General features: G+C 53.0%; 19 protein-coding genes, 4 pseudogenes and 2 riboswitches. Of the genes and pseudogenes, 12 read left to right on the forward strand and 11 right to left on the reverse strand.

Annotated elements, in window-relative coordinates:
* Positions 1-574: 574 nt before the first annotated feature.
* From ACHZB8_RS21450 to ACHZB8_RS21475, 6 genes are all read right to left on the reverse strand, one after another.
* Entirely contained in the window at positions 575-1927 is a 1353-nt protein-coding gene (locus ACHZB8_RS21450) for an alpha-glucosidase/alpha-galactosidase (protein ID WP_316863303.1), read from the reverse strand.
* Between the two features lie 21 nt (positions 1928-1948).
* Positions 1949-3607: an ABC transporter ATP-binding protein gene (locus tag ACHZB8_RS21455; protein WP_316863305.1), complete on the reverse strand. Its 1659-nt coding sequence runs from the start codon at positions 3605-3607 to the stop codon at positions 1949-1951.
* A gap of 17 nt (positions 3608-3624) precedes the next feature.
* Positions 3625-4752, reverse strand: a complete 1128-nt coding sequence (locus ACHZB8_RS21460) for an ABC transporter permease (protein ID WP_316863307.1) — start codon at positions 4750-4752, stop codon at positions 3625-3627.
* A complete protein-coding gene (locus ACHZB8_RS21465) occupies positions 4749-5759 on the reverse strand; it encodes an ABC transporter permease (protein ID WP_316863308.1) in 1011 nt (336 codons plus the stop codon). The genes ACHZB8_RS21460 and ACHZB8_RS21465 overlap by 4 nt, the downstream gene beginning before the upstream one ends.
* Before the next feature lie 267 nt (positions 5760-6026).
* A complete protein-coding gene (locus ACHZB8_RS21470; RefSeq protein ID WP_316863310.1) occupies positions 6027-8108 on the reverse strand; it encodes an ABC transporter substrate-binding protein in 2082 nt (693 codons plus the stop codon).
* Positions 8109-8342: 234 nt separating this feature from the next.
* Positions 8343-9794, reverse strand: a complete 1452-nt coding sequence (locus ACHZB8_RS21475) for an alpha-glucosidase/alpha-galactosidase (RefSeq protein WP_316863312.1) — start codon at positions 9792-9794, stop codon at positions 8343-8345.
* A 206-nt stretch (positions 9795-10000) separates the two neighbouring features.
* On the opposite strand from ACHZB8_RS21475, the gene ACHZB8_RS21480 reads away from it, so the two are divergent.
* Positions 10001-10888: an AraC family transcriptional regulator gene (locus tag ACHZB8_RS21480; protein ID WP_316863313.1), complete on the forward strand. Its 888-nt coding sequence runs from the start codon at positions 10001-10003 to the stop codon at positions 10886-10888.
* A gap of 364 nt (positions 10889-11252) precedes the next feature.
* Here the strand turns inward: ACHZB8_RS21480 and ACHZB8_RS21485 are convergent, their stop codons facing one another.
* From ACHZB8_RS21485 to ACHZB8_RS21495, 3 genes and pseudogenes are all read right to left on the reverse strand, one after another.
* Positions 11253-11456, reverse strand: a complete 204-nt coding sequence (locus tag ACHZB8_RS21485; protein ID WP_316863314.1) for an AlpA family phage regulatory protein — start codon at positions 11454-11456, stop codon at positions 11253-11255.
* A gap of 219 nt (positions 11457-11675) precedes the next feature.
* Positions 11676-11918 (reverse strand): annotated as a pseudogene (locus tag ACHZB8_RS21490) (DUF736 domain-containing protein); the annotation flags it as partial.
* A 12-nt stretch (positions 11919-11930) separates the two neighbouring features.
* A complete protein-coding gene (locus tag ACHZB8_RS21495) occupies positions 11931-12248 on the reverse strand; it encodes a hypothetical protein (RefSeq protein ID WP_316863315.1) in 318 nt (105 codons plus the stop codon).
* A gap of 632 nt (positions 12249-12880) precedes the next feature.
* Positions 12881-13091, forward strand: a riboswitch (cobalamin riboswitch).
* 364 nt (positions 13092-13455) lie between these two features.
* On the opposite strand from ACHZB8_RS21495, the pseudogene ACHZB8_RS21500 reads away from it, so the two are divergent.
* The 11 genes and pseudogenes from ACHZB8_RS21500 to ACHZB8_RS21550 form a co-directional block, all read left to right on the forward strand.
* Positions 13456-13710: pseudogene (locus tag ACHZB8_RS21500) on the forward strand (iron chelate uptake ABC transporter family permease subunit); the annotation flags it as partial.
* Positions 13650-14486: pseudogene (locus ACHZB8_RS21505) on the forward strand (FecCD family ABC transporter permease). The pseudogenes ACHZB8_RS21500 and ACHZB8_RS21505, both read left to right, overlap by 61 nt.
* Positions 14483-14647, forward strand: coding sequence for a hypothetical protein (locus ACHZB8_RS21510; RefSeq protein ID WP_316863316.1), 165 nt, complete (start codon positions 14483-14485; stop codon positions 14645-14647). Before ACHZB8_RS21505 ends, ACHZB8_RS21510 begins: the two are co-directional and overlap by 4 nt.
* A gap of 16 nt (positions 14648-14663) precedes the next feature.
* Positions 14664-15251: a hypothetical protein gene (locus ACHZB8_RS21515; RefSeq protein ID WP_316863317.1), complete on the forward strand. Its 588-nt coding sequence runs from the start codon at positions 14664-14666 to the stop codon at positions 15249-15251.
* Positions 15252-15277: 26 nt separating this feature from the next.
* On the forward strand, positions 15278-15466 hold the full coding sequence (locus ACHZB8_RS21520) for a hypothetical protein (RefSeq protein WP_316863318.1): 189 nt from the start codon (positions 15278-15280) through the stop codon (positions 15464-15466).
* Complete coding sequence (locus ACHZB8_RS21525) at positions 15463-15858, forward strand: ABC transporter ATP-binding protein (protein ID WP_316863319.1); 396 nt, start codon at positions 15463-15465, stop codon at positions 15856-15858. The genes ACHZB8_RS21520 and ACHZB8_RS21525 overlap by 4 nt, the downstream gene beginning before the upstream one ends.
* A complete protein-coding gene (locus ACHZB8_RS21530; RefSeq protein WP_316863320.1) occupies positions 15845-16255 on the forward strand; it encodes an ABC transporter ATP-binding protein in 411 nt (136 codons plus the stop codon). The genes ACHZB8_RS21525 and ACHZB8_RS21530 overlap by 14 nt, the downstream gene beginning before the upstream one ends.
* Positions 16252-17040 carry a class I SAM-dependent methyltransferase gene (locus ACHZB8_RS21535; protein WP_316863321.1) on the forward strand — a complete coding sequence of 263 codons (789 nt, stop codon included), beginning with the start codon at positions 16252-16254 and terminating at the stop codon, positions 17038-17040. The genes ACHZB8_RS21530 and ACHZB8_RS21535 overlap by 4 nt, the downstream gene beginning before the upstream one ends.
* A gap of 116 nt (positions 17041-17156) precedes the next feature.
* A riboswitch (cobalamin riboswitch) is annotated at positions 17157-17366 on the forward strand.
* A gap of 233 nt (positions 17367-17599) precedes the next feature.
* The gene (locus ACHZB8_RS21540) at positions 17600-18601 is read left to right on the forward strand and encodes an ABC transporter substrate-binding protein (protein WP_316863322.1); all 1002 of its coding nucleotides are present in this window, start codon (positions 17600-17602) and stop codon (positions 18599-18601) included.
* 108 nt (positions 18602-18709) lie between these two features.
* Positions 18710-19840, forward strand: coding sequence for an iron ABC transporter permease (locus ACHZB8_RS21545; RefSeq protein WP_316863324.1), 1131 nt, complete (start codon positions 18710-18712; stop codon positions 19838-19840).
* The gene (locus ACHZB8_RS21550) at positions 19837-20610 is read left to right on the forward strand and encodes an ABC transporter ATP-binding protein (RefSeq protein WP_316863326.1); all 774 of its coding nucleotides are present in this window, start codon (positions 19837-19839) and stop codon (positions 20608-20610) included. The genes ACHZB8_RS21545 and ACHZB8_RS21550 overlap by 4 nt, the downstream gene beginning before the upstream one ends.
* An 11-nt stretch (positions 20611-20621) precedes the next feature.
* Here the strand turns inward: ACHZB8_RS21550 and ACHZB8_RS21555 are convergent, their stop codons facing one another.
* Positions 20622-21317: a methyltransferase domain-containing protein gene (locus ACHZB8_RS21555; RefSeq protein WP_316863328.1), complete on the reverse strand. Its 696-nt coding sequence runs from the start codon at positions 21315-21317 to the stop codon at positions 20622-20624.
* A 300-nt stretch (positions 21318-21617) separates the two neighbouring features.
* Positions 21618-21764: pseudogene (locus tag ACHZB8_RS21560) on the reverse strand (IS5/IS1182 family transposase); the annotation flags it as partial.
* Positions 21765-21818 lie beyond the last annotated feature (54 nt).

The raw sequence follows: 21818 nt of genomic DNA on the forward strand, positions 1-21818 counted from the left end.
GGATCCTATTTATCTTGAGTCCAAGACTCAAGTATTAAATTGTCGCATCTTCACGGAAATTTTCTCGAATTGGCCATCAATAGGCAAAAATACCGGGTGCGGCTGCCCGAAGACATGGAGATACTTTCACGAACATGGAGCGAGAAGGGGCGACGTTGACAACGTCCGTCCTGAAGAGGAAAAAGTCTCCGAACGACGCAGTCTGCACGGTCTTCGTTTATACGCTTCGGTAAAGCTGAAGCGAGTGACACTGAAGTGAAAAAGGCAGACAAAGCCGCTCGTGCCATGCAATTGGCATGGCCCTGCCCGTCTGTTACCAGACGCACCTGGGGGATCAGGGCATACGTCTGCCTGTTTTAAACAGGATTCGCCCCTGTTGAGCGGCAAGATCGAATGCTCGCCTGGAACCAGTCAGCGAGCATCCTACCGACACCTCTCATACAGGGGCGACATGGATCTCAAAGCCAGAAGTCTGCCACAGGCAAAGCCCTTCATCGAGTGCCCCGAAACGGAAACACCGTGAGCAAAAGCCTGTTAAGTCACACTTCGACGCCTTTGTTCAACACCTGCGATTTTAATACCTTGCCCATTCAGGCAGCCAATCGCCATGGGCCTTGAGGAGATCGTCGGTCAAGGACCAGATCTGATCAAGATCCAGCTCGGCGGCAGTGTGCGGGTCCATCATCGCGGCGTGATAGATATGCTCCTTGTTCTCGGTCATCAGTGCAGCAACGGTCAGCTCCTGAACATTGACGTTGGTGCGGATGAGCGCTGTCAATTGCGGCGGCAAATCACCGATGAAGGTCGGCTGAATTCCGTTATCATCGACCAGACAAGGCACCTCGGCAGCACACTTATATGGCAACGAGGTGATGCAGCCATTGTTGCGCAGGTTGCCGTAAATCACCGATGGTTCACCGGTCCAGACGGAATTGACGATAGAGGAGGCATATTCGCGACTTTCCTCAACCTCGATGGTCTCGGCAGTACGATATTCATCAGCCTGCGCTTTCCATTTTCCGATCTGCTCGATGCAACGCACCGGATATTCGTCAAGCGGAATACCGAACTTCTCGATCAGGTCTTCGCGACCTTCCTTGATGAAATATGGGGTATATTCGGAAAAATGCTCAGAGCTTTCGGTAACGAAATAGCCAAGCCGGGTCATCACTTCATAGCGCACCTTGTTCGGGCAGCGCGGGTTCCATGAACTCGGCTTTGGAATGCGTCCGGCGCGATAGCCGGCCAAGAGATCGGGATAGAGATCCCTGTAACTGCCATCTGGCTGACGATGTTCGAACTTGAGATAGAAGGCCATATGGTTGATGCCCGCCGAGCGATAGCGGATATCCTCGATGGGGATTTCCAGATCGCGGGCCAGTTCTTCCGCCGTTCCCTGCACGGAGTGGCAGAGGCCGACCTGCTTGATGGTTGGGTATTTCTCGGCTATCGCCCAGGTATTGATGGCCATCGGGTTGACATATTGCAGCAACACCGCTTCAGGGCAGACCTCAAGCATGTCTTCGCAGATCTTCCATAGATGCGGCACGGTACGGATACCGCGCATGATGCCCCCGACCCCGAGCGTGTCGGCGATGGTGTGGCGCAGGCCGTATTTTTTAGGCACTTCAAAGTCGGTAACGGTACAAGGCTCATAGCCACCGATCTGGAAGGCGACGATGACGAAATGGGCCTTGTCGAGAGCCTTCTTCTGGTCAGTGAAGGTTTCAACGCTGGCTGTCGCGCCCAAGGTTGAAACGAGCTTGCGCGCAACAATGGCACTTTCGGCGAGGCGTTCTGGATTGACATCCATCAGGGCGATCTCGGCATCCTTAAGTGCCGGACGGTGAAGGATGTCACCGATGATATTTTTCATGAAAACCGTTGAGCCGGCACCAATGAACGTGATTTTGGGTTGTTTAGCCATGGATTTGCTTCTTTCCTGAGGTCAGGCGGCTACTTCGAAGGCGGCCTTGACGAGCCTTCTTGTGTAGTCGGTTTCCGGTTCTGTAAGGATTTGTTCGACCGGCCCCTGTTCAACGATCTTGCCATGTTGCATGACAATGACGCGATGACAGAGCGCCCGGACAACTTTGAGATCATGGGAGATGAAGAGGTAACTGAGGCCCTTCTCATCCTGAAGCTTGCGCAACAGGTCGATAATCTGAGCCTGTACCGAGAGATCGAGCGCGGATGTGGGTTCATCCAGCAGGACGAACTCGGGCTCGAGCACGATGGCGCGGGCGATGGCAATGCGTTGCCGCTGTCCCCCTGAAAACTCATGGGGGAAACGCCCCATGATGGTATCGGGCAGCCCCGCATCCCTGAGCCCCTGACGAACGCGCTCTTCCCGCTCGCGGCCATCCTCGCCTATGCCATTGACAATCAGCCCCTCGCCGATGATCTGACCGATGGTCATGCGCGGATTGAGCGAGGCGAAGGGATCCTGGAAGACAATCTGCATACGGGACCGGAAGGGGCGCAATTGCTCCCTATCCATTTTGTCGATGCGGTTGCCGTCAAAAGTGATCTCGCCACTTCGATTGTTGATGAGGCGCGTGAGAGCAAGGCCAAAGGTCGTCTTGCCCGAGCCAGATTCGCCCACAAGGCCAAGCGTTTCATTACGATGCAGGCACAAAGAGAGATTATCAACCGCCTTCAGCTCTTTCAGTTTGGATTTGAAAAAACCACCGCTCTTGAGCATGAAGGAGACCTTGACGTCGTTGCCTTCCAGAATAACCGGAGAATTCTCCTGCAATGGCTTGGCGCTGCCTCTCGGCTCAGACCCAAGCAAATGCTGGGTATAGGGGTGCTGCGGGTTGGAGAAGATGGCCTCGGTGCGATTATGCTCCTTGAGGCATCCCTTTTGCATCACATAGACATAGTCTGAGAATTTGCGCACCACGGTCAGGTCGTGGGTGATGAGGATGATCGCCATGCCGTGTTTCTTCTGCAAGCTGCGCAGCAGGTTGAGAATTTGCGCCTGCACGGTGACATCGAGCGCCGTGGTTGGTTCATCGGCGATCAGCACATGGGGATTGTTGGCAAGCGCCATGGCAATCATGACACGCTGGCGCTGGCCGCCGGAGAGCTGATGCGGATATTGATCAATGCGGATTTCCGGCTCGGGGATCTGCACCTCGCGCAGAAGCGCGATCACTTGCTCGCGGGCCTTGGCGCGGGAGATCTTGCGGTGGGCCTGAATGGCTTCCACGATCTGCCCACCCACCGTGTAAAGCGGATTGAGCGAACTCATGGGTTCTTGAAAGATCATAGAGATCTGACTACCGCGCAGGGCGCGCCGTTTGTGCTTGGACTGGGATATAACATCTTCGCCACGAAAGAAGATTTGCGAGCCCTTGCGCATCGTCGCACGGCGGGACAAAAGCCCCATGATGGCGCGGGCGGTGACGGATTTGCCCGAACCGGACTCGCCGACCAATGCAATGGTTTCGCCGCTATAAAGCTGCATGGAAATGTCTTCGACGGCCAGCACGCTGCCGCGTTCTGTAGCAAAGGATACGCCAACGTTGCGCACATCGATGATGGGATCGTCTTTGTGCAGGTCGGCGTCCAGACGCCTGGAAGGTATGAGATCTTCGGTCATGACTGTCCTTGGCCTCCTCAATAAGGGTCGATGGCATCGCGCAGCCCGTCACCCAATGCGTTGAAAGCAAAGACGGTGATGAGCACGAATGCGACAGGGCTCAGAATCCAGGGATAGGAGCCGATGACCGAATAGTTCGATGTGTCCTGAAGCATCAGGCCCCAGGAGATGAGCGGCGGCTTGACGGCAAAGCCGAGGAAGCCGAGGAAAGATTCCAGCAGCACCACGTTTGGAATGGCCAATGTGACGGCGACGATCACATGGCTCATGACGTTGGGCAGGATGTGCTGGAAGATGATCCGCCGGTCCGTTGCGCCAATGGCCATGGCCGCCTTGACATATTCGATGCGCGAGAGGGCGAGCGTCTTGCCACGCACCTCGCGGGACATCTGCGCCCAGCCGAGCGCTGACATCACCACGATGACGAAGACGAGGAAGACGTTCGTAGGCGCGGTGACCGGGATCAGCGATGTGAGCGCCAGATAGAGCGGCAATTGCGGAAAGGCCAGAACCAGTTCCACAAAGCGCTGCATCCAGACATCGAAACTGCCGAGGAAATAGCCGGACATCATGCCGATGGTAGTGCCGACGATGGTGACGATGCTGACCACAGTCAGGGCGATGGTCAGCGAGATTCGTGCGCCGTAAATGGCTCGGGACAGGATGTCGCGTCCGAGCTTGTCGGTGCCGAGAAGGTGGACGGGTTCGCCATCGCTGGTGCCGAACAGGTGGATGGTCGAGGGGACCAGACCGAGGATGCGATATTCGAACCCGCGTGCAAACAACACCAGCCTGCGCGGATTTTCAAAATCAGGACCTGTGAGCGGCTGGAAGGTGACCGGATCGAACTCGCCGGTCTCGACCAGCGGGTAGATACGCGGGGTTACCAGACCACCGTCCTTATCCAGTATGCGCAAGGCATCGGGTGGCATGAAGGATTCTGTCGACAGGTTTGGCTCCATGGGCGCAAAGAAGCCCGCGAAGATGGCCATCACCAGCAGCATTGTAACGAGGATAAGCCCCATCATGCCGGTGAAAGAGCGACGCAGCCGACGCCAGACGAGAGCCTGATAGCTCTCGTTGTGATCCGAGAGGGATGCATCGTTATTGGCTGGCTCGAAGGTGGATTCTGCGGGAATGGTCATGCGCGAGATCCTCCCAGACGAATGCGGGGGTCAAGCAGGGCGAGCAGGATGTCGGCAATGATGTTGCCGATGATCAGGGTGGCTGCGAGCACCAGCATGAAGGTGGCGGTGACATAGACGTCGCCTACATTCATCGAGGTCACGATGGCCGGACCGACGGTTGGCAGAGCGAAGATGATCGCCACTTCGATTTCGCCGGTCAGCATGTAAGGCAACACCACGCCCTGATACATGATCAGCGGATGCAGCGCATTGGGGACCGCGTGGCGCATGATAACCGCGCTCTCTGGTAGACCCTTGGCACGGGCGGTTTCGACATATTGCGCATTCAGCGTATCGAGCAGATTGCCGCGCATGACGCGCATATTGTAGGCAAGGCCACCGAATGTGGCGATGGCCACGACGGGCCAGACATGATGAACCAGATCCGCAAACTTGGCCCACGACCAAGGCGCACCACCATATTTGGGCGAGAAGAAATTGCCGATTTCGTTCATGTCATAGTGAAAGACCAGGAAATAGACGAGCACCAGCGCCATGAGAAAGCGCGGTATGGTCATCCCTAAGAAGGATATGCCCGACAGGGCTGTGTCGACCCAGCTATATTGCTTCGTGGCGGCCAATATTCCGAAGGTTATGCCGAACAGGGAGGCGAATATGTGGCATGTCAGCGCCAGCAGAATGGTGCGTGGCAGCCGCTCGGCGACAATCTCGGAAACGGGGCGGTTATAGTACATGCTGTCACCGAAGTCCCCGCGGGTAACCATACCGGCGATCCAGTTGACATATTGTACGGGGATCGGCTTGTCCAAGCCGTGTTCGACCGCATAGGCCTTGGCCTGCGCATCGGCCTGATCGAATGAGGCACCGCCCATATTGATCAACTGCGAGCGGATATAATCGCTATAATCCCCGGGTGGGGCCTGAATGATGGCAAATGTCACGACACTCAGGACAAAGAGCACCGGCACCGCAGACGAAATGCGCAAAATGAGAAATCTCAACATCAATAAGCTTCCTGCTGAATAGAACTTGCTGCGTCAACCTGATTGAGAAGGCCTGTCATCTCCACCTTTTCCGGTAAATTTCAAAAAGGCAACTGATGTCGGCTCTCCCTGAACTGCAGGGTCGGAATAGCTTGGCCCCGCCCCCGCAGCCCTTTGCTATATCGGCACTCTTCATAGTCACTCTGAAGGTGACAGGAAGGGTGCCGACAGGTTCAGCAGGAGCGTGCAGACCGGGAAATCTGGATCACGCTCCCACGCAAGCCCGTTCTATTTCACCGGACCTGCTCCGCCGGGGAGGCCTGGCAGAGTGTGAGGGTAGAGCTGATAGTCTCCCTGTGCTTCTGCAGGCACGAAGAGACGCTCACGCATGATGGCTCCCTCCGCCCAGTTGAACATATAGATCGGTGCGCCGGCAGGTACGTTTTTGAAACGTTTGTTGATGATCAACGCGCCAGGATACTGCACCAGACCAACCGAGTTGACATTACTAGTCGAGATTTTCTGATAGTCTTTGATTGCGGCAACCTGTTCGTCAGCATCATTGCTGGAGATGAACTTGCCAATCGCAGCGACCATTTCTTCTTCGAATGGCATCAGGTCAAGCTCGCCGGCCCCGTTTGCGCGATGGAAGAAGGAAGTCCGTGGTCCCATCGGGGCCAACTGGTGGGTGAGCTGCACAACGGACGCCAGTTCGGTCTGGTTGCGGAAGACCATCCAGTCGAATTTGCCGCCATAATTGACCGCGTCACGATCCTTGCCATTCTGGATGTTCAGCACAACACGCAGGCCAAGGGTCTGCATCTGGGCGATGATGCCCTCTGCAAGGCTTTTGTCGGTGTTGTAATCGCCACTGACGAGCAGGGAGATTTCAACATTCTTGCCACCCACGGTCCCTGCCGGGAAGTTCACGAAGCCATCACCGTCGGTGTCTTTCAGGCCAGCCTTGGCAAGCAGGGCCTTGGCGCCTTCCAGATCGAACGGATAATACATCGTCGAGGCCTGATCATAATAGTTCGAACCAGACATGATTCCGCCGGGATATTCCGCAACGAACGGGCCTTTGACCAGCGAGTCACCCAATTTCTTGCGATCCACCGCCATGGTAACAGCTTTGCGGAAGTCGAAGTTACGGTTCAGTTCGCGAACGGCCTGTTCTCTCTCGTCCGGATCGCCCCAGCCATTGCCGGAGAAGTTCATATAGAGATTGTAGCCGATGAGGCGCGGACCGAAAGCGAGGCGAGCAGGCGCATCGTCTTTGGCAGCGCGTTTGAGAGATTCAACAAAGTTGCTTGGCTGTTCGAGGTTGGACAAATCGCCCGACCCGGCAACGGCCTGAACGTCACGGTCTGCCCAGGTGGAGAGCTTATATTGGGTCTCATCCAGATATGGCAGCTGATTGCCGTCGGAATCGACTTTCCAATAGTAAGGGTTGCGCCGCAACACGATGATATCATCAGGACGATACCCGACCGGAACCCATGCACCCATGACCGGAAAATTCATAAAGTCCGGCGGGAAGGCATTCTTGAATTGCTCATAGGTGTTGTCGGAATATTTCGGATGCTGTGGCTTGAGCAGATGGGCAGGCCCCGGACAGAAGGTGCCATAGGCCATGGTATAGAGGAACTGTTTCGGGAAGGCCGTCTTGAAAGTCCACTGAACGGTATATTTGTCCAGAGCCTTCAGAGTGGTACCAACGCCGAAGCTTTCCTGACTGGCACCATTGAGCGGATAGACATTGGGATCCATCACATTGTCATCCCAATAGAACATCACGTCATCAGAGGTAAAATCCTCGCCGTCAGACCATTTGGCCCCTTCGATCAGATGCATGGTAAGCACGAAACCGTCGTCAGACCATTCCCAGCTTTTGGCAAGGTTGGGCATGGGCTCCAGTTCTTCGGGCTTGATCTGGAAAAGCGGTCCGGTGCGTGTGAGGCATTCATACATGGCGATGTCGATACCGCCCCAGCCCTGTGCCTGCCCTGCGGAGTTGTTCCACCCCTCGGGACGGCCACCGATGACATGGCGCAGCGTATCACCATAAACACCAATGCCATCAGGCATATTGCCAACCTGATAGACCATTGGTTCCTTGGGCAGACGGTCTTTGACGGGGGGCAGCTTGCCGGTTTCGACAAACTGTTTGGTGACCCAGTCAGGTTCGCTATACTTGTCCAGAGCCTTGAACTGGATAACGTCAGCGATGCCGACATACGTCACTTTGTTCTGGTTTGGAAAATTCGGAGCGTCGGGCGCTGACTGCATCTCAGAAGCGCAAGCCGACGAGGCAATGGCTGCCGTGCCCAACATCAGGGCTGCAACCAGACCGTAAGTTCTGTGTGACATTTTCTCTCCCGTATGTAAGTGAGCCGACCGGCGCAAATCCCCCGCACACGGTAGCCCTTTCATCAAGTCCGGCCTCCCGCCGGACCATTCAGCCCTCTTCCGCAGAGCGGCCGAATTCCTCCCTAAAGCGAGGCACTGCCCGCGCTTGCTTCTGACACTATTTCTCCCGAATGCATGTCACCAAGTGCGGACGATGTAGCCTCTCTTTGTTCGATTGCCTCCACAGAGGCGCAATCAGATTGCTTCCTTCTCCTCGCGCATTTCCTCAATAGAGCGAACCTTGCGGCGCGCGGAGCCTTCCCACTCGCGGGTCTTGATCCTTGCCTTGGCCAAGCGATCTTTCGCCGCCGGTATGGCATGGGCATATTGTGGCAACCACTGAGCCTGGGCGACCAGCATTTCATCCACCATCTGCCAGACTTCCTCTGGCGTGCAAATGGCCCCGACCAGCGGATCATGCAGGGTGGCAAGCTTGAGCATTTCAACATCACCGGTAACAGCAGCCTCAACCGACATGCGCTGCACATTGATTGAAGCCATGCAGGTGGCGGCACAGGCCAGCGGCAAGGTTATGCCAGCGGCCATGTTGATGCCGAAGCGGTCAACGAAGCCCGGCGACTCGATGATGGCATCATGAGGTAAATTGGTGATGACACCATTGTTCTTCTGGTTGAAATGACCGCGATAGACGCGCCCGGTTTCCAGACCTTCCAGAATGTAGCTGGCATGCTCGTTGGAGCGTTCATAATCAGCAAACGGCTTTTTGGCCTTTTCCAGAATGGACGGGAACTCGGTTTCGAACCAGTTGCGATTCTCGCGGGTAAAGCGCAAATAGCCGCCGGTTTCACCGTGGATCCAGTCGGACATGTCAATCCAGTTGACGATTTCGTCCGGCCGTTTGCGATACCAGGGCAGATACTCGGACAGATGGCCATTGCTTTCAGTGGAATAAACCCCGAAGCGTTTGAGCACATCGATACGGACTTTCTCCTGCTGGCTGAAGACAGGATGTGCCTCAAAGGCAGCGACCAGTTCATCCTTGCTGATCTTGCGCCCCTTGACGCGAATATCGACGAACCATGTCTGATGATTGATGCCCGAGCAGATGAAATCAAGATCATCGTGATCCACGCCCAACACTTCTGCGATCTGCTCACCGCCATGTTGCACACCATGGCAAAGGCCGATGGTATCGACCTTGCCATGGTCGATAGCGGCCCAGGTATTCATCGCCATCGGGTTGGCATAGTTCAGAAAGCGTGCGCCGGGTTCGGCAACTTCGCGAATATCTTTGCAGAAGTCCAGAATGACCGGAATATTGCGCTGACCATAAAGGATGCCGCCTGCGCAAATGGTGTCACCAACGCATTGGTCGATGCCATATTTCAGCGGAATCCGGATATCATCCTCATAGGCTTCAAGCCCACCCACACGTACACAGGAAACAATATAACGGGCTCCTTCCAGAGCTTTGCGACGATCGGTTGTGGCGCTGATGCGGACATTTAGACCATTGGTGTCCTTAATGGTTTTAAGAACTTGCTCTATGAGGGAAAGATTGTGCTCTGATATGTCAGTCAGTGCGAATTCAACGTCCTGAAATTCCGGAACCTTGAGTATATCGGAAAAAAGGGTTCGCGTGAAACCGACACTGCCCGCTCCGATAATGGCAATTTTGAAACTCATTGGTCTCCCCTCATTTAAATATATACAATTCAAAGGCTTCCATACGTGCAATGCCGTAATTGAAACGCAAAAATTCGACTTTCGTACAGCCAGTCCTTGATTTTCCTCTCTTTTGACTATGCCAATATTTGGATAGAATAAAAGAGGAGCTTTGTGCTAAAAAGGGTAAAATTGTGCTATCTGACCTAATCAAAAGCACCCCCGAGATGCGGATCATATCTCTGCTTCGCTCCTACGGGGACTTGCATGCCATGCCGACCAGCGCGGGTTATGAGCGCCTTAGGAGTGTGGACTATCGCTGGGATGGCAAACGGCGGGGCAATACGCCCTTCACCATCCTGCAACACACCATCAGCGGGCGCGGAAACCTGCGCTTTGAAAATCGTCAGATCGAATTGCGCCCCGGTGAGACCTTCGCGCTGATCGTGCCGCACAATCACTGCTACTGGCTGGAAGACGGGAACGAGTGGGATTTTTTCTGGATCTCGATGAATGGCATGGAAGCATTGCGCATTCATGAAATGGTGCTCAATGCCAAGGGCCCGGTTTTCCGCCTCAAGAGCGACACCATCGACAAACTGGCCGATTGCACCATGCAATTGATGGAAAAAGGAGTGCTGATGCCAGGGCGAGCCTCGGCAGTTTGCTACGAAGCCTGCATGCTGCTCTATGACGATATTTTCGGGCCATCCGACCGGCGCTGGAAGGAACAGAATGCGGTGACCCGCGCCATCGAATTTGCCATGGCCAATCTGGACAGGGATTTGAGCGTGGAGACGCTGGCGGATGCAGCAGGTCTGAGCCGCGCACATTTCTCCCGCTGCTTCGCCAGCTTCACCGGCATGTCTCCGGCAAAATATGTGCAGCATCAGCGCATGCGGCTGGCAGCAAGACTGTTGATCGCCAACCGGAATATGAGTGTGAAGGAAGTGGCGATTCTGTGCGGTATTCCCGAAAGCAACTATTTCTCGAAGGTGTTCCGCAAGACCTATGATGTCAGTCCTGTTGATTTTCGCATGAGCGGCAAGATCAAGTCCATCGGCTCGACAGACCCGTTGCAGTTCTTCCGGCAGAAAACTGGTGTCCGCACGTAAAAATCAAAATCTTCAAGGACAGATGTGAATGGCCGGATGTGAATGCCAGACAAGAGCTTTGCAAAAGCACACACGAGGCTTCAAGACATGCTCCCCAAGGTCACAACCAGGATCAGTCAGAAAGAGCATTGAGGTATCCGGACACGGCTTCCATAGCCCCCATGCAACGAGGGACCGCATCACAGGCGACCATGCTAGCGCATTGAAATTTAAGGAAATACCAGATTTCTTCCAGTTTGAAGGCAGATGGCGGAGAGATTGGGAGCAGTTCCTTACAGGAAAGATGCTGCCCGAATTGCAAGTCGAGGACACCTAAGTTCAACAATTTTGCCTGTCCAGCCTCAATTTACTTATTGTCTTCGAACTAACTACCTCTCTCAGGCCTCCAGTTCATAGGATTGGCAATCCAGCGATTGACTTCGAATTCCCGCCATCCTGCGCTACGCAAACTTATCCGTATCTGGGCTGAGAATGTACCCTCTCCTATTTTGCGATAAAGTGTTGAGCGAGATAGCCCGCTTCTTGAGAGTAAAGTTTTAAGGCGGATAATTCGATCTGATTGAACCATGTTTGCGAACCTTTCCTAGGTGGCTCATTTCCATTTTGCTCTATCCAGCCCCACAAGAACCCAAGGTGCAAGGCACAGTTCTTCTCCATCGAAATCTGGAGTAAAGGCGGCGGTTAATCGGACAAATCGCTGCGCCAATCTTCTGAATGAAGACTCCAGATTGAAGTTGACTGAAAGAAAACAAAAAAGGCTCCGGCATGTGCCGGAGCCTTCGCGATGTTATTCGCCACGATGCCCATTGGGACGAGACCAGATCAGGATGTAGCTCTCGCCATCTTCGTCATCGAAGAGGTTGGCATAGATGGGAGCTGTAAAGCTGGGATCACCCAGTTTGAGACCAAGATAGTCACGGCCTTCACTTGATCGCTTCGACCAAGCAGCTCCGATTTCTGCGCGGCCAACAAGGACCCGGTGGCTTGGAGCGTTGTCGCCTGTTGCACGAACGTCGGGGACGATGTGGACGAGAGCGGACCTTTACTTTTTCAAGTCGCCTGAAATGTGCATCCAGGAGAGCTTGTCTTCAAAATGGGAGTGAGAAGTCGATATAACTGCTTCACGATCATCCAGAAGGGAAGCATAAAAATGGACTTCGCTTGGATAATGGTCCGATTTATAGAAAATAGGCTTAATTTCTGTGATTTTCCGCCTTCCATTTTCCTGACCAATCCAATTATGAGAGCCGATCAGCTCAAATTGACATGCACCACAAAAGCGATGCCCCTTTTTCTTTGTTACTTTTTCATCGTGCATATTCGTGCCTTTCACAGCAAAAGACTCGGGCTCATTTTTCATTATCCGAGCCTTAAGAGGCTTGTCAAAGCACGGTAAATTGGGCCTCGATCCTGACATGGGCAAGGCATTGTCACACAAAAATGGCCGTCCACGCTCTAATTTGAAGTCGCGACCCTATCCTTACGTTCTCGAGCGCCTACTTCCCCGAAGCTTGATTTCCAATTCCAAACATTTACCGCAACGCCAGATTTTTATTGCCTCAAAGTGTGTACCGAACAAAACCGGACGGAGAATGGGCAATCTGCATGGGGACGAAACCATGCTTTAAATGGAAAAGCAGACCTCCAAGCATGATATATTGATATTCAACAGGGTTAGGTATCTGTTGGAAACAAGCCAGAGCAAATAGAAGCGTGTCTCTATTACCCATTGCTCAGCGAACCATTAATATCGTACTTCGGCTGCCGGACATTTCGAGAAAGCATTGCCAGAAAATACGCACAACTATTACGTTAAGCCCCCACTTAACCAAGCACCGAGAATAAAGCTTTTGAGTAACTCAAGCGCATTTCCCTATCGATGAGTGGTTCCGATCAATTCATTCAGTGGTTCTCTTCAAACCTGCGACAACTCGCCTTGAATAAAAGCCTGGTTGTCCAAAACGACGACTTGATTGATTAGGGAATCTCATTCAACCTAAAGAAGCTGATGGTGTCTTCGAGAAAAAAGTCTCGAAGAAAAGGGAACGCAGTGAGGTGATTGATTTCACCAATTCTGTGACTGCCCCCGCAACTGTAATTGGCGAGCGCACCCGAAAGGCCACTGAATCGAAACGATTTGGGAAGGCCGGGAAGGCGTTGTGACCCATAAGTCAGGATACCTGCCATCATTCCATTCACCCCAAATTCGGTGCGGGGCGCGCCGAGAGGAGTTTCTAATGACTGACTTGCCGTCATCCGTCACTTTTCTATTCAAAATCAATTATTTGGTTTGAACTGAGACTTTAGCGTCAACTCCGCTAATGGGCCACCAGAGCATGCCTCTATCATTCGCGGCTTGTATGGTGGCGAGGTATTTGGCTTTGCTGTGCTTGATCTTCCAATCAGCCGTAAATCCCAACTCGTACGACCTTTATAAACACGCTTTGCGTAAGTGTGCCCAGATCTTTTGCAAGGAATACTTCGTTGTCCGTTGCCAAACATAGAAAAGCTTGTTGCCAAACATCAGCGCGAGGGCCTTTTTCGCACTCTTGTTGTTCTGTCTGGCTTTGGTACTTGGCATTGTCTCAACCGGAATTGGGCCGGTTTATATCGACCCTATGACGGTTCTGAATGTCGTAATCCAGCATTTTACAGATGCAAATCCTGGGCAGGAATATTCGTGGGCCTATGACGCCATTGTCTGGACATCCCGCGTTCCCCGCATTCTGATGGCTTTGGCGGTCGGCTCAACACTAGCCGTATGCGGCACGGCCATTCAGTCAATGGTCCGCAATCCCTTGGCAGACCCGTTTGTGCTCGGTATCAGTTCAGGGCCGCCTCCACGGGCGCTGCCTTTGCCATTACCATTTTGGGCACTGCGGCCAGTAGTGCACTCACCCTATCAGCGTTCGCATTTGCTGGGGCTCTTTGCGCGATGGTTCTTGTTCTTGTCATTGGCGGGCGTTCAAGTGGCCATGATCCTTTGCGTCTCATTATGGTGGGCATTGCCATTGGATATGCAATGAATGCGGCCACTGGTTTTCTGATCTTTGCCTCGGATTCCCCGGAGGCCAGTCGATCAGTGATGTTCTGGATGATGGGGATCGCTCGCCAACACTCATTGGGAAATGGCCTTGGCCTCGATCTTTGTGGCCATTGCTACATTGTTCCTTCTTGAAATAGCCGAAGGCATCTCGATGCGATGGCATCCGGTGATGACACAGCACTGGCGATTGGCATTCGGCCAGAACGCGTCCGCCTCTATGTCATGATCATTGTCTCCTTGAGCGTGGGCGTTATGGTCGCAGGCTCGGGCATCATCGGCTTCGTTGGCCTCGTCTCCCCCCATATCGGGCGTATGCTGATCGGTTCACGTCATCGCATCTTGATCCCCGCATCAGCTGGCATTGGTGCTGTCTTCCTGGTGATCGCAGACATTGGTGCAAGAACGCTTTTCCCACCACAAGAATTGGCGATAGGCGTTGTGACTGGGCGTCACTGGCGCACCATTCATGATTTTTCTTCTCAGCCAAATGCGTCGACGTTTTTCGTCGCCAGCTGGCAATTCATAATTCCCAAATATGGAGGTTACAAATGAAGCTTGATAAAGGACTGGTGTTGGGCGGCTTTGCGCTTCTCACCATGGCCAGTGGAATAGCAACAACGGCCTATGCAGATGACTTCCCATTGACTATCGAAAACTGCGGATCGGAGGTTACGATCACCGCAGCTCCGAAACGCAATTGTACTCGTCAATAACAGCGTGCTTGGTCAATTGACCTATCTGGATGCGGTTGATCTTTTGGTCGGCAGGACACAGGATCCTGTTGAAGGCATTTATCCAGATGCCGACGTTGAAAAATTCATGAAAGTGCCTTTGCTTTCCAAAACAATTACCAATACCGGCGGATCTGTAATTTCTCTCGAAACCATTCTGGCGCAAAAACCGGATCTGGTTTTAGCCCCTCAAAGCGCACTGGATCGTGAGCTGCTCGCCAAAAGCGGCGTTCCGATGTATGCCCCTGCCAGGCTTATTGCGAAAACAAGGATCAAGCCCATTCCAGTCGTGCGACCTTCGATCTGGTCTATGATGATCTTTTGGAAATGGGGGACCATTATCGGGAAGGTTGACCTCGCAAAACAACGGGTAACCGAGCTGAAAGAGTTGGTAGCATCTCTCAAGCCTGAAAAGCCCGGTGTAAACGGGACTGCTGTGGCGCTATATGCCAGCGCCGGAGGTAAGGTTCTTTATCCCTACGGTGCGAGGAAGCATGGGTCACGCCTCTGTTTGAAAATGCAGGTTTCACAAACGTATATGCCGAAACGGACGAGCGCGTTTTTGAGGGGAGTACCGAAGATCTGATCGCCAAGGATCCGGAAACCATCTTGATGCTCTACTCTTTTGGAGATCCGGCAGATGCGACCAAGACGCTGAAAATGATCCCGGCCTTGCAAAGTCTCAGCGCAGTTCGCAACAATAAGGTTCTTGCATTCCCGTTCCCTTACACAGATCCTCCAACTCCTCTCTCCATTGAAGGCGTTTCAGTGCTGCTTGAAAAGCTAAAAGAGCTTCAATGATCAGCACCCGAAATCTGCATTTCAGCCGAGACGGACATGTCATACTCAACGACGTTGATCTTGACGTGTCCGACGGTGAAACTCTTGGACTTGTGGGGCCAAACGGCAGCGGCAAGACGACGTTGCTGCGTCTTCTCTATGGTGCATGCCGACCCGACAAGGGTAAGATCCTATTGGATGGGGCGGATGTTGCCGAGCTCAAGCAAAGCCAATTGGCACGGCGCATTGCCGTCGTACCGCAAGAACGGCCCACGACCTACAGTCAAGCTTTGGCAGACATGGTCATGCTCGGACGAATGCCGCATCAAAGCTTGATCAGTTCACACAAAAAAAAACGACTATCAAGCCGTGATCGACGCGTTAGAGCGGGTCGGACTAATGGCTTTTGCTGAACGCCATATCAACTCGCTGTCCGGGGGAGAAATGCAGAGAGCCTTGATTGCTCGAGCTCTCTGTCAGCAGGCCGATCATCTGTTGCTTGACGAGCCGACCAATCATCTCGATCTGCACTACCAACTCGATGTCCTCGCCATGATCCGCGATCTACCTGGCACAAAGGTTGTCGTCTTGCATGACCTCAATCTGGCGGCTCGATTTTGTGACCGGATTGCCGTGATAGCGAATGGACGCATTGTGGCTTCTGGACAGCCTGATCACGTTCTGGATGGGGATCTCATTCAATCAGTCTACCAAGTATCGATGGTTCGCCTTCGCTCTCCTAATGGACAAGTCCATCTCTCTTTTGACAGGCTTTCTCAAGCCTCAACTCTCATGGAGCTTCAATCATGATTGAAACAAAAGCACCGGTTGCGCCCGAAAGGCTTGCTGAAGCACAGTCTTTGCTCAGACGTTGGGATGCGCAGCAAACCGGGTTTATACGTCACCGTGATTTGCGGTTTGACTCTATGGTCACCGTTATTCGGAATATTTGCCAGAACAAGAAAACACGCGTTCTCGATCTTGCGTGTGGGCCAGGATCACTCATCGAATTATTGTTGAAATCAATTCCGGAGATCGAAATTGTCGGCGTCGACAAAGATCCCCTCCTGATAGCGATCGCTCACGATGTTTTTGGCGACGATGATCGCATTACCCTTCTGGAAGTGGATCTCGATGCTCCAAGCTGGATGGACGAGATTTCAGGCGAGTTCGACGCTGTAGTCAGCACGACGGCGCTGCACTGGTTGGAACCGCACATTCTTTGCCGGGTCTATTTCGAGATCGCCGATCTGATCCGACCGGGCGGGGTCTTCATGAATGGGGATCATCTCAAATATGATGGACTTTCCCAATCGATCTTCAGTGAAATTGCCAAGCAGGACGATTTGGACGCGCAATCAGCTTCTTTCGATCACGGCGTCGACGATTGGGACCAATGGTGGAACGTCGCAGAAGCTGTTCCGGCCTATTCCAATGCCGTTGCAAAAAGAAAAGAGATATGGGCGAACAAAAACAATTCCACGCCCAAAGTAACCCTAGGGTACCATCTCGAAACCCTGCGTAGCGCAGGCTTTTCGCAAACAGGAACAGTCTGGCAATATCTCGACGACTATGTCCTTGCGGCCTTTCGCTAAATTTCTGGCTCAAACTTACTCTGCCTCGTTGCGCAATTCTCTTGCGTTTGGCAGATCACCTCAAACTCTAAATAGGGTTGGTCCTTTGGCTGCTTGTGCGTTCTGGACGCCTTTGTTAGGTTGCTCAAGCATGTGGTTCCGCAAGTGGAAGCGGATCAAAAGGGAACACGGTGCGGATTACCCAAAAGGGGCCAAAACCGAGGCTGCCCTCGCAACTGTAAACGGTAAGCAATCCTTCAAAACCACTGGGATTTTCAAATCTCGGGAAGGGAAGGCACGCGCAAGAGCCGTAAGCCAGGAGACCTGCCACAGCTTTGACCCAATTAAACCGGACGAGGGAATCCGGCAGGAGATCCATTATGGTGCAGGCCAAGCTTTGCCTTGGTCGTCTTTGGCATATTTTTCATACAGATCCTGCGAATGATCATCGAGCGGTTTCTTTCCGTTTGTTTTGATGCTTGCGCACGATGCTGATGGTGAATTGCGTCAAAGGAATGCAGCATTTCACCTCTTCTTTGCCAGATTCATTGTCTCAATCTATGCAGACTTTGGATACAAAATGAATATCAAATCACAAACCAGACAGTTTGCAGTTATTGCTGCAGTTTCACTGATTTCATCACTCTCTTTCAGCTCGTCTTGGGCTGAAGAAACACACTATCCGGTTACCATTGAGAATTGTGGCTACAAGACCACCTTTGATGCGGCTCCGACCCATGCGGTAACCTTGAGCAATAACGCAACCGAGCTGATGCTGGCGTTGGGCCTTGAAGATCACATGGCCGGAACATCCTACATGGCGAATCTGACAATTAGCCCAGAATATGCCGGGGCTTACAAAAAGGTTCCCATCCTCTCTCCTCTTGTGGCAACCACAGAACAGTTGATCGATGCAGAAGCCGATTTCGTCTATGCCGGCTATCCCGATGGGTTCAGCAAGAAGCGTCACTCGCGAGAGCAGCTTCAGGATCTGGGCATGAAAACCCATCTGAACACAGAAGGCTGCAATCTGGGCAAATATGGTTTCGAGCAGCTCTATGCTGAAATCCGTACTATCGCCAAGATCTTCAATGTCAACGACCGTGGAGAAGCGCTGATTGAGAAACTATCTGCCCGCGTCGCCGGTGTTGAAGAAAAACTCAAAGATGTTGAAGCTATTCCGGTTTTCATCTTCAATGGCGGAGAGTCCGCACCGCGCGCTGTTCTGGGCAATACCATGCACTCCACGGTCGTTCAGCTGGCAAAAGGCGAGAACATCTTTGGTGATATGCCAAATCGGTATGGAACCGTCTCTTGGGAGCAAATAGCAGAGCGCAATCCGACCTTCATCGATGTTTTTTATTCTGGCACGGCGAGCGGCAAGGTCGTCGATAATCCGACCAGGGATCTGGGGGACGTTCGCATCAGCATTCTGAAATCCAATCCAGCCATTGCCGACACAACAGCGGTCAAGCAGGACAATTTCGTCACGATTGACTCAGTCATGGGCCAGCCCGGCCCAAGCTCTGTCCGGGCATTGGAACGACTGGCCAAAGCATTCCATCCTGAAGCCTTCGAATAAGATCGCTTCGGGCGGTGGCTCTACCCTGAGCCACCGCCGTTTCATCAAGAGCACCCCATGCCTTTCCTCCAAACGCAAAATACACCCGAGAATAATCGGCAATCGCAGTTGATTACAGCACTGCAGACACCGGCGTCTGCGTCTCATGCTGTGCCGAAAGACATGTCGCCGTCTGGTCAAGGTGAGCGACGCACGATTGCACGCCGCCAATATTTCGTCGTCCTTGCGGGCCTATGTCTCTTGCTGGGCCTTATGTTTCTGGCGGGTCTGATGCTTGGCTCCGTTCATATTCCGGCCACTACGGCGGTCAAAATTCTGGCTAATGCTCTACTGGGCGACGGCGTGATCGCGCCGGACTGGCGTCATGCGCATGAAGTCATCGTCATCCAGTCGCGCGTGCCACGGGTCATTCTGGCTGCGATTGTCGGGGGCAGCCTTGGGGCGACCGGCATGACCATTCAGGCGATCGTTCGCAATCCTCTGGCGGGTCCAAGTATTCTGGGCGTGTCGTCCGGTGCCGCTACGGGTGCGGTGATTGTCATGCGTTGGGGTTTGATTGGCTTTGGCGTTTTCACCCTTCACATTTCCGCCTTTCTGGGCGGGCTGATCACCTTGGCGGTTGTTTTCTGGGTTGCCAGAACGGGTGGACAAATCACGCCCACGCGCCTTGTCTTGGCAGGCGTCGCCATGAGCGCAATCCTATCGGCACTGACAAGCCTGATTGTTTTGACATCGCCGGATCCACAGTTGGCATCACGGGTTCTGTTTTGGACACTGGGTGGCTTTGGTACAGCGCAATGGAAGCTTCTGCCATTGCCAACCATGACGTTATTCGTCGGGTTGGTCATCATGCTGTTGCAGGCAAGACGCCTCAATCTGCTTTTGACGGGAGATGAGAGTGCCATTGCTCTTGGCCTTGATGTCGCCCGGTTTCGAAAATTGATGTTTCTGCTGACGGCCGCCTTAACGGGCATCATGGTATCACTGGCCGGTGTTATCAGCTTTGTCGGTCTGATCATGCCCCATATTGTCCGGTTTCTGGTTGGTGCAGACCATCGGCGTTCCTTGTTCGCTGTCTCCTTGCTGGGGGCAAGCTTTACCGTGGGGGCGGACCTTCTTGCACGCACCATCATTTCACCTCTGGAATTACCCGTTGGAATCGTTACCTCGCTTGTGGGTGGGCCGTTCTTCATCTGGTTATTGCGTCGAGATGCAAGATCGCAAGGATTGCCGAAATGACGATTGAACCCGGCACTCTCTCGATGGATTCCGTGACCTACGAGGTCGGAAACACCAGACTCGTGGACAATGTTTCGCTTGAGGTCTCGCCTGGCGAAATCGTCGGTATTCTTGGTCCCAATGGTGCCGGGAAATCGTCGCTACTTGGAACCATCTATCACCTCAATCGCCCTTCGGCTGGAACCATCAAGGTTAACGGCAAAAATGTCTGGCAGCAATCAACTGAATGGGTCGCGCAGAACATCAGTGCAGTCTTGCAGGACATGCCGACCGACTTTCCGCTGACGACAAGGGATATCATCGCGATGGGACGCTCAGCCCACAAGCGATTGCTCTCTCCAGATACACCTCACGACCACATGCTCATCGATAGCGCAATCGAATTGCTCAATCTGGGGCCGCTACAAGACCGCTCCTTCTCGATCCTGTCGGGGGGAGAGCGTCAGCGGGCTCTGTTGGCTCGAACACTCGTGCAGCAACCGAGTATCCTCGTGCTTGACGAGCCGACCAATCATCTCGACATCCACCATCAGCTACAGCTGCTGCAGCTCGTCAAATCTCTCAAAACAACAGTGATAGCCGCTTTACATGACCTTAATCTGGCTTCTGTTTTCTGTGATCGATTATACATCTTGAACAAGGGCAAGCTTGTTGCATCCGGGACCCCAGAGACCGTTCTAACAAAAGAAATGCTGAGGGAAATCTATCGCATCGAGGCAACCATCGACCGACACCCCAAAACAGGGCAGCTTTGGGTATACCCTTACTAGACATAACAATCTCACAACTCAGCCGGACACCAATCGATTAAGACTACCGGACAGCTGATTTCATTGCGCGGCACTGTATATGTGCGAAAACGATGCTCGATATTCATTTCTGACAAAACATCAGAAATCGCATTCGCGCGTTCGCGCTCGATAATTTCATCCCCGAGCTTGACTTCAAGTGGATCGGCAAAGGGCCGGCCGATTGTCTGAACCATTATTACTCGCCGCTTCGCCGCATCATTCAGGCGCTGTAGACAATCGTACATGTCGCGGACGCGATAAACAGCATTCGCGGTGAAAACCACATCAGAAGCCGCAACATTACATTCCTCCCATTTGCTCGGTATAAGATCTGGCATCCGCCCCATCTCGGCAGGCCATAAACGAACAAACTCGCGACGCATCGCAGCGGATGGCTCAACACCCTTCCAAGAGGAAACATGCGGATATAGCCGCTTGGTGAAAGCACCGGTTCCGGGACCGATCTCGAGAACCTCATCGCCAGAGTTCAGCAAGTCGATAACATCCGCAATCAACTCAATGGCAAGTGAGGCAAGAGGACTTTTGACATCATAGTCTGGAGCACAGTCTTGCCAGAATGCTTCTTCAGCTGCATCACTGGCGGTTCTATCCTTCTTTGATGCTGAATAGTGCCATGCATCAAGCCAAAACTGACTTGCTGATTTGGGATAGACATTCCTTATCATCAATGATCCTCAAAACCTGGCTGTTTGCCTCACACTCGCATGAAAACGCACCTAATAGATACATTTGCTCCTAACGTCCGTCGACGATAAATTCGCAACTTGTCGTTTGCCTCGCTAAATATGAGCCGCAGCGGATAAAATGCTTCATGAAGGAAGTTCTTCATTCGCAACTATCCGTCTGGGCTGCACCAAACACCATATCCGGCCGCAGCGCGTCATCAATCAAAACGGCTGATTCCGTTGAAAAGGGTCGGATTTCGAGGGAAAACTTGGTGCAGCAACAAGGCTTTTGATGGCGTTTCACGCCGGGACCGGGATCAATTTTGCCATTTTACACAGGTTCTGGGCTGTTGCTGCGATGAGGAATTCATCTCTGGCTCCATTTGGTCCTCTGAGGCGTAACCGGTCCAGTTTCACGATGTATTTGATATGAGCAAACAGCATATCCGCGCTGCCATAGCCGGTGTCCCCGACGAGTCGCACAGGATAGAGACAAGGCTG

Source organism: uncultured Cohaesibacter sp., assembly GCF_963556055.3.
Lineage (GTDB): Bacteria > Pseudomonadota > Alphaproteobacteria > Rhizobiales > Cohaesibacteraceae > Cohaesibacter.

Excerpts from the sequence above, each read along its gene's own strand:
- ACHZB8_RS21450 (WP_316863303.1), bottom strand. The coding sequence starts at position 1,927 with ATGGCTAAACAACCCAAAATCACGTTCATTGGTGCCGGCTCAACGGTT.
- ACHZB8_RS21455 (WP_316863305.1), bottom strand. The coding sequence starts at position 3,607 with ATGACCGAAGATCTCATACCTTCCAGGCGTCTGGACGCCGACCTGCAC.
- ACHZB8_RS21460 (WP_316863307.1), bottom strand. The coding sequence starts at position 4,752 with ATGACCATTCCCGCAGAATCCACCTTCGAGCCAGCCAATAACGATGCA.
- ACHZB8_RS21465 (WP_316863308.1), bottom strand. The coding sequence starts at position 5,759 with ATGTTGAGATTTCTCATTTTGCGCATTTCGTCTGCGGTGCCGGTGCTC.
- ACHZB8_RS21470 (WP_316863310.1), bottom strand. The coding sequence starts at position 8,108 with ATGTCACACAGAACTTACGGTCTGGTTGCAGCCCTGATGTTGGGCACG.
- ACHZB8_RS21475 (WP_316863312.1), bottom strand. The coding sequence starts at position 9,794 with ATGAGTTTCAAAATTGCCATTATCGGAGCGGGCAGTGTCGGTTTCACG.
- ACHZB8_RS21480 (WP_316863313.1), top strand. The coding sequence starts at position 10,001 with ATGCGGATCATATCTCTGCTTCGCTCCTACGGGGACTTGCATGCCATG.
- ACHZB8_RS21485 (WP_316863314.1), bottom strand. The coding sequence starts at position 11,456 with ATGGTTCAATCAGATCGAATTATCCGCCTTAAAACTTTACTCTCAAGA.
- ACHZB8_RS21495 (WP_316863315.1), bottom strand. The coding sequence starts at position 12,248 with ATGAAAAATGAGCCCGAGTCTTTTGCTGTGAAAGGCACGAATATGCAC.
- ACHZB8_RS21510 (WP_316863316.1), top strand. The coding sequence starts at position 14,483 with ATGAAGCTTGATAAAGGACTGGTGTTGGGCGGCTTTGCGCTTCTCACC.
- ACHZB8_RS21520 (WP_316863318.1), top strand. The coding sequence starts at position 15,278 with ATGCTCTACTCTTTTGGAGATCCGGCAGATGCGACCAAGACGCTGAAA.
- ACHZB8_RS21525 (WP_316863319.1), top strand. The coding sequence starts at position 15,463 with ATGATCAGCACCCGAAATCTGCATTTCAGCCGAGACGGACATGTCATA.
- ACHZB8_RS21530 (WP_316863320.1), top strand. The coding sequence starts at position 15,845 with ATGGCTTTTGCTGAACGCCATATCAACTCGCTGTCCGGGGGAGAAATG.
- ACHZB8_RS21535 (WP_316863321.1), top strand. The coding sequence starts at position 16,252 with ATGATTGAAACAAAAGCACCGGTTGCGCCCGAAAGGCTTGCTGAAGCA.
- ACHZB8_RS21540 (WP_316863322.1), top strand. The coding sequence starts at position 17,600 with ATGAATATCAAATCACAAACCAGACAGTTTGCAGTTATTGCTGCAGTT.
- ACHZB8_RS21550 (WP_316863326.1), top strand. The coding sequence starts at position 19,837 with ATGACGATTGAACCCGGCACTCTCTCGATGGATTCCGTGACCTACGAG.
- ACHZB8_RS21555 (WP_316863328.1), bottom strand. The coding sequence starts at position 21,317 with ATGATAAGGAATGTCTATCCCAAATCAGCAAGTCAGTTTTGGCTTGAT.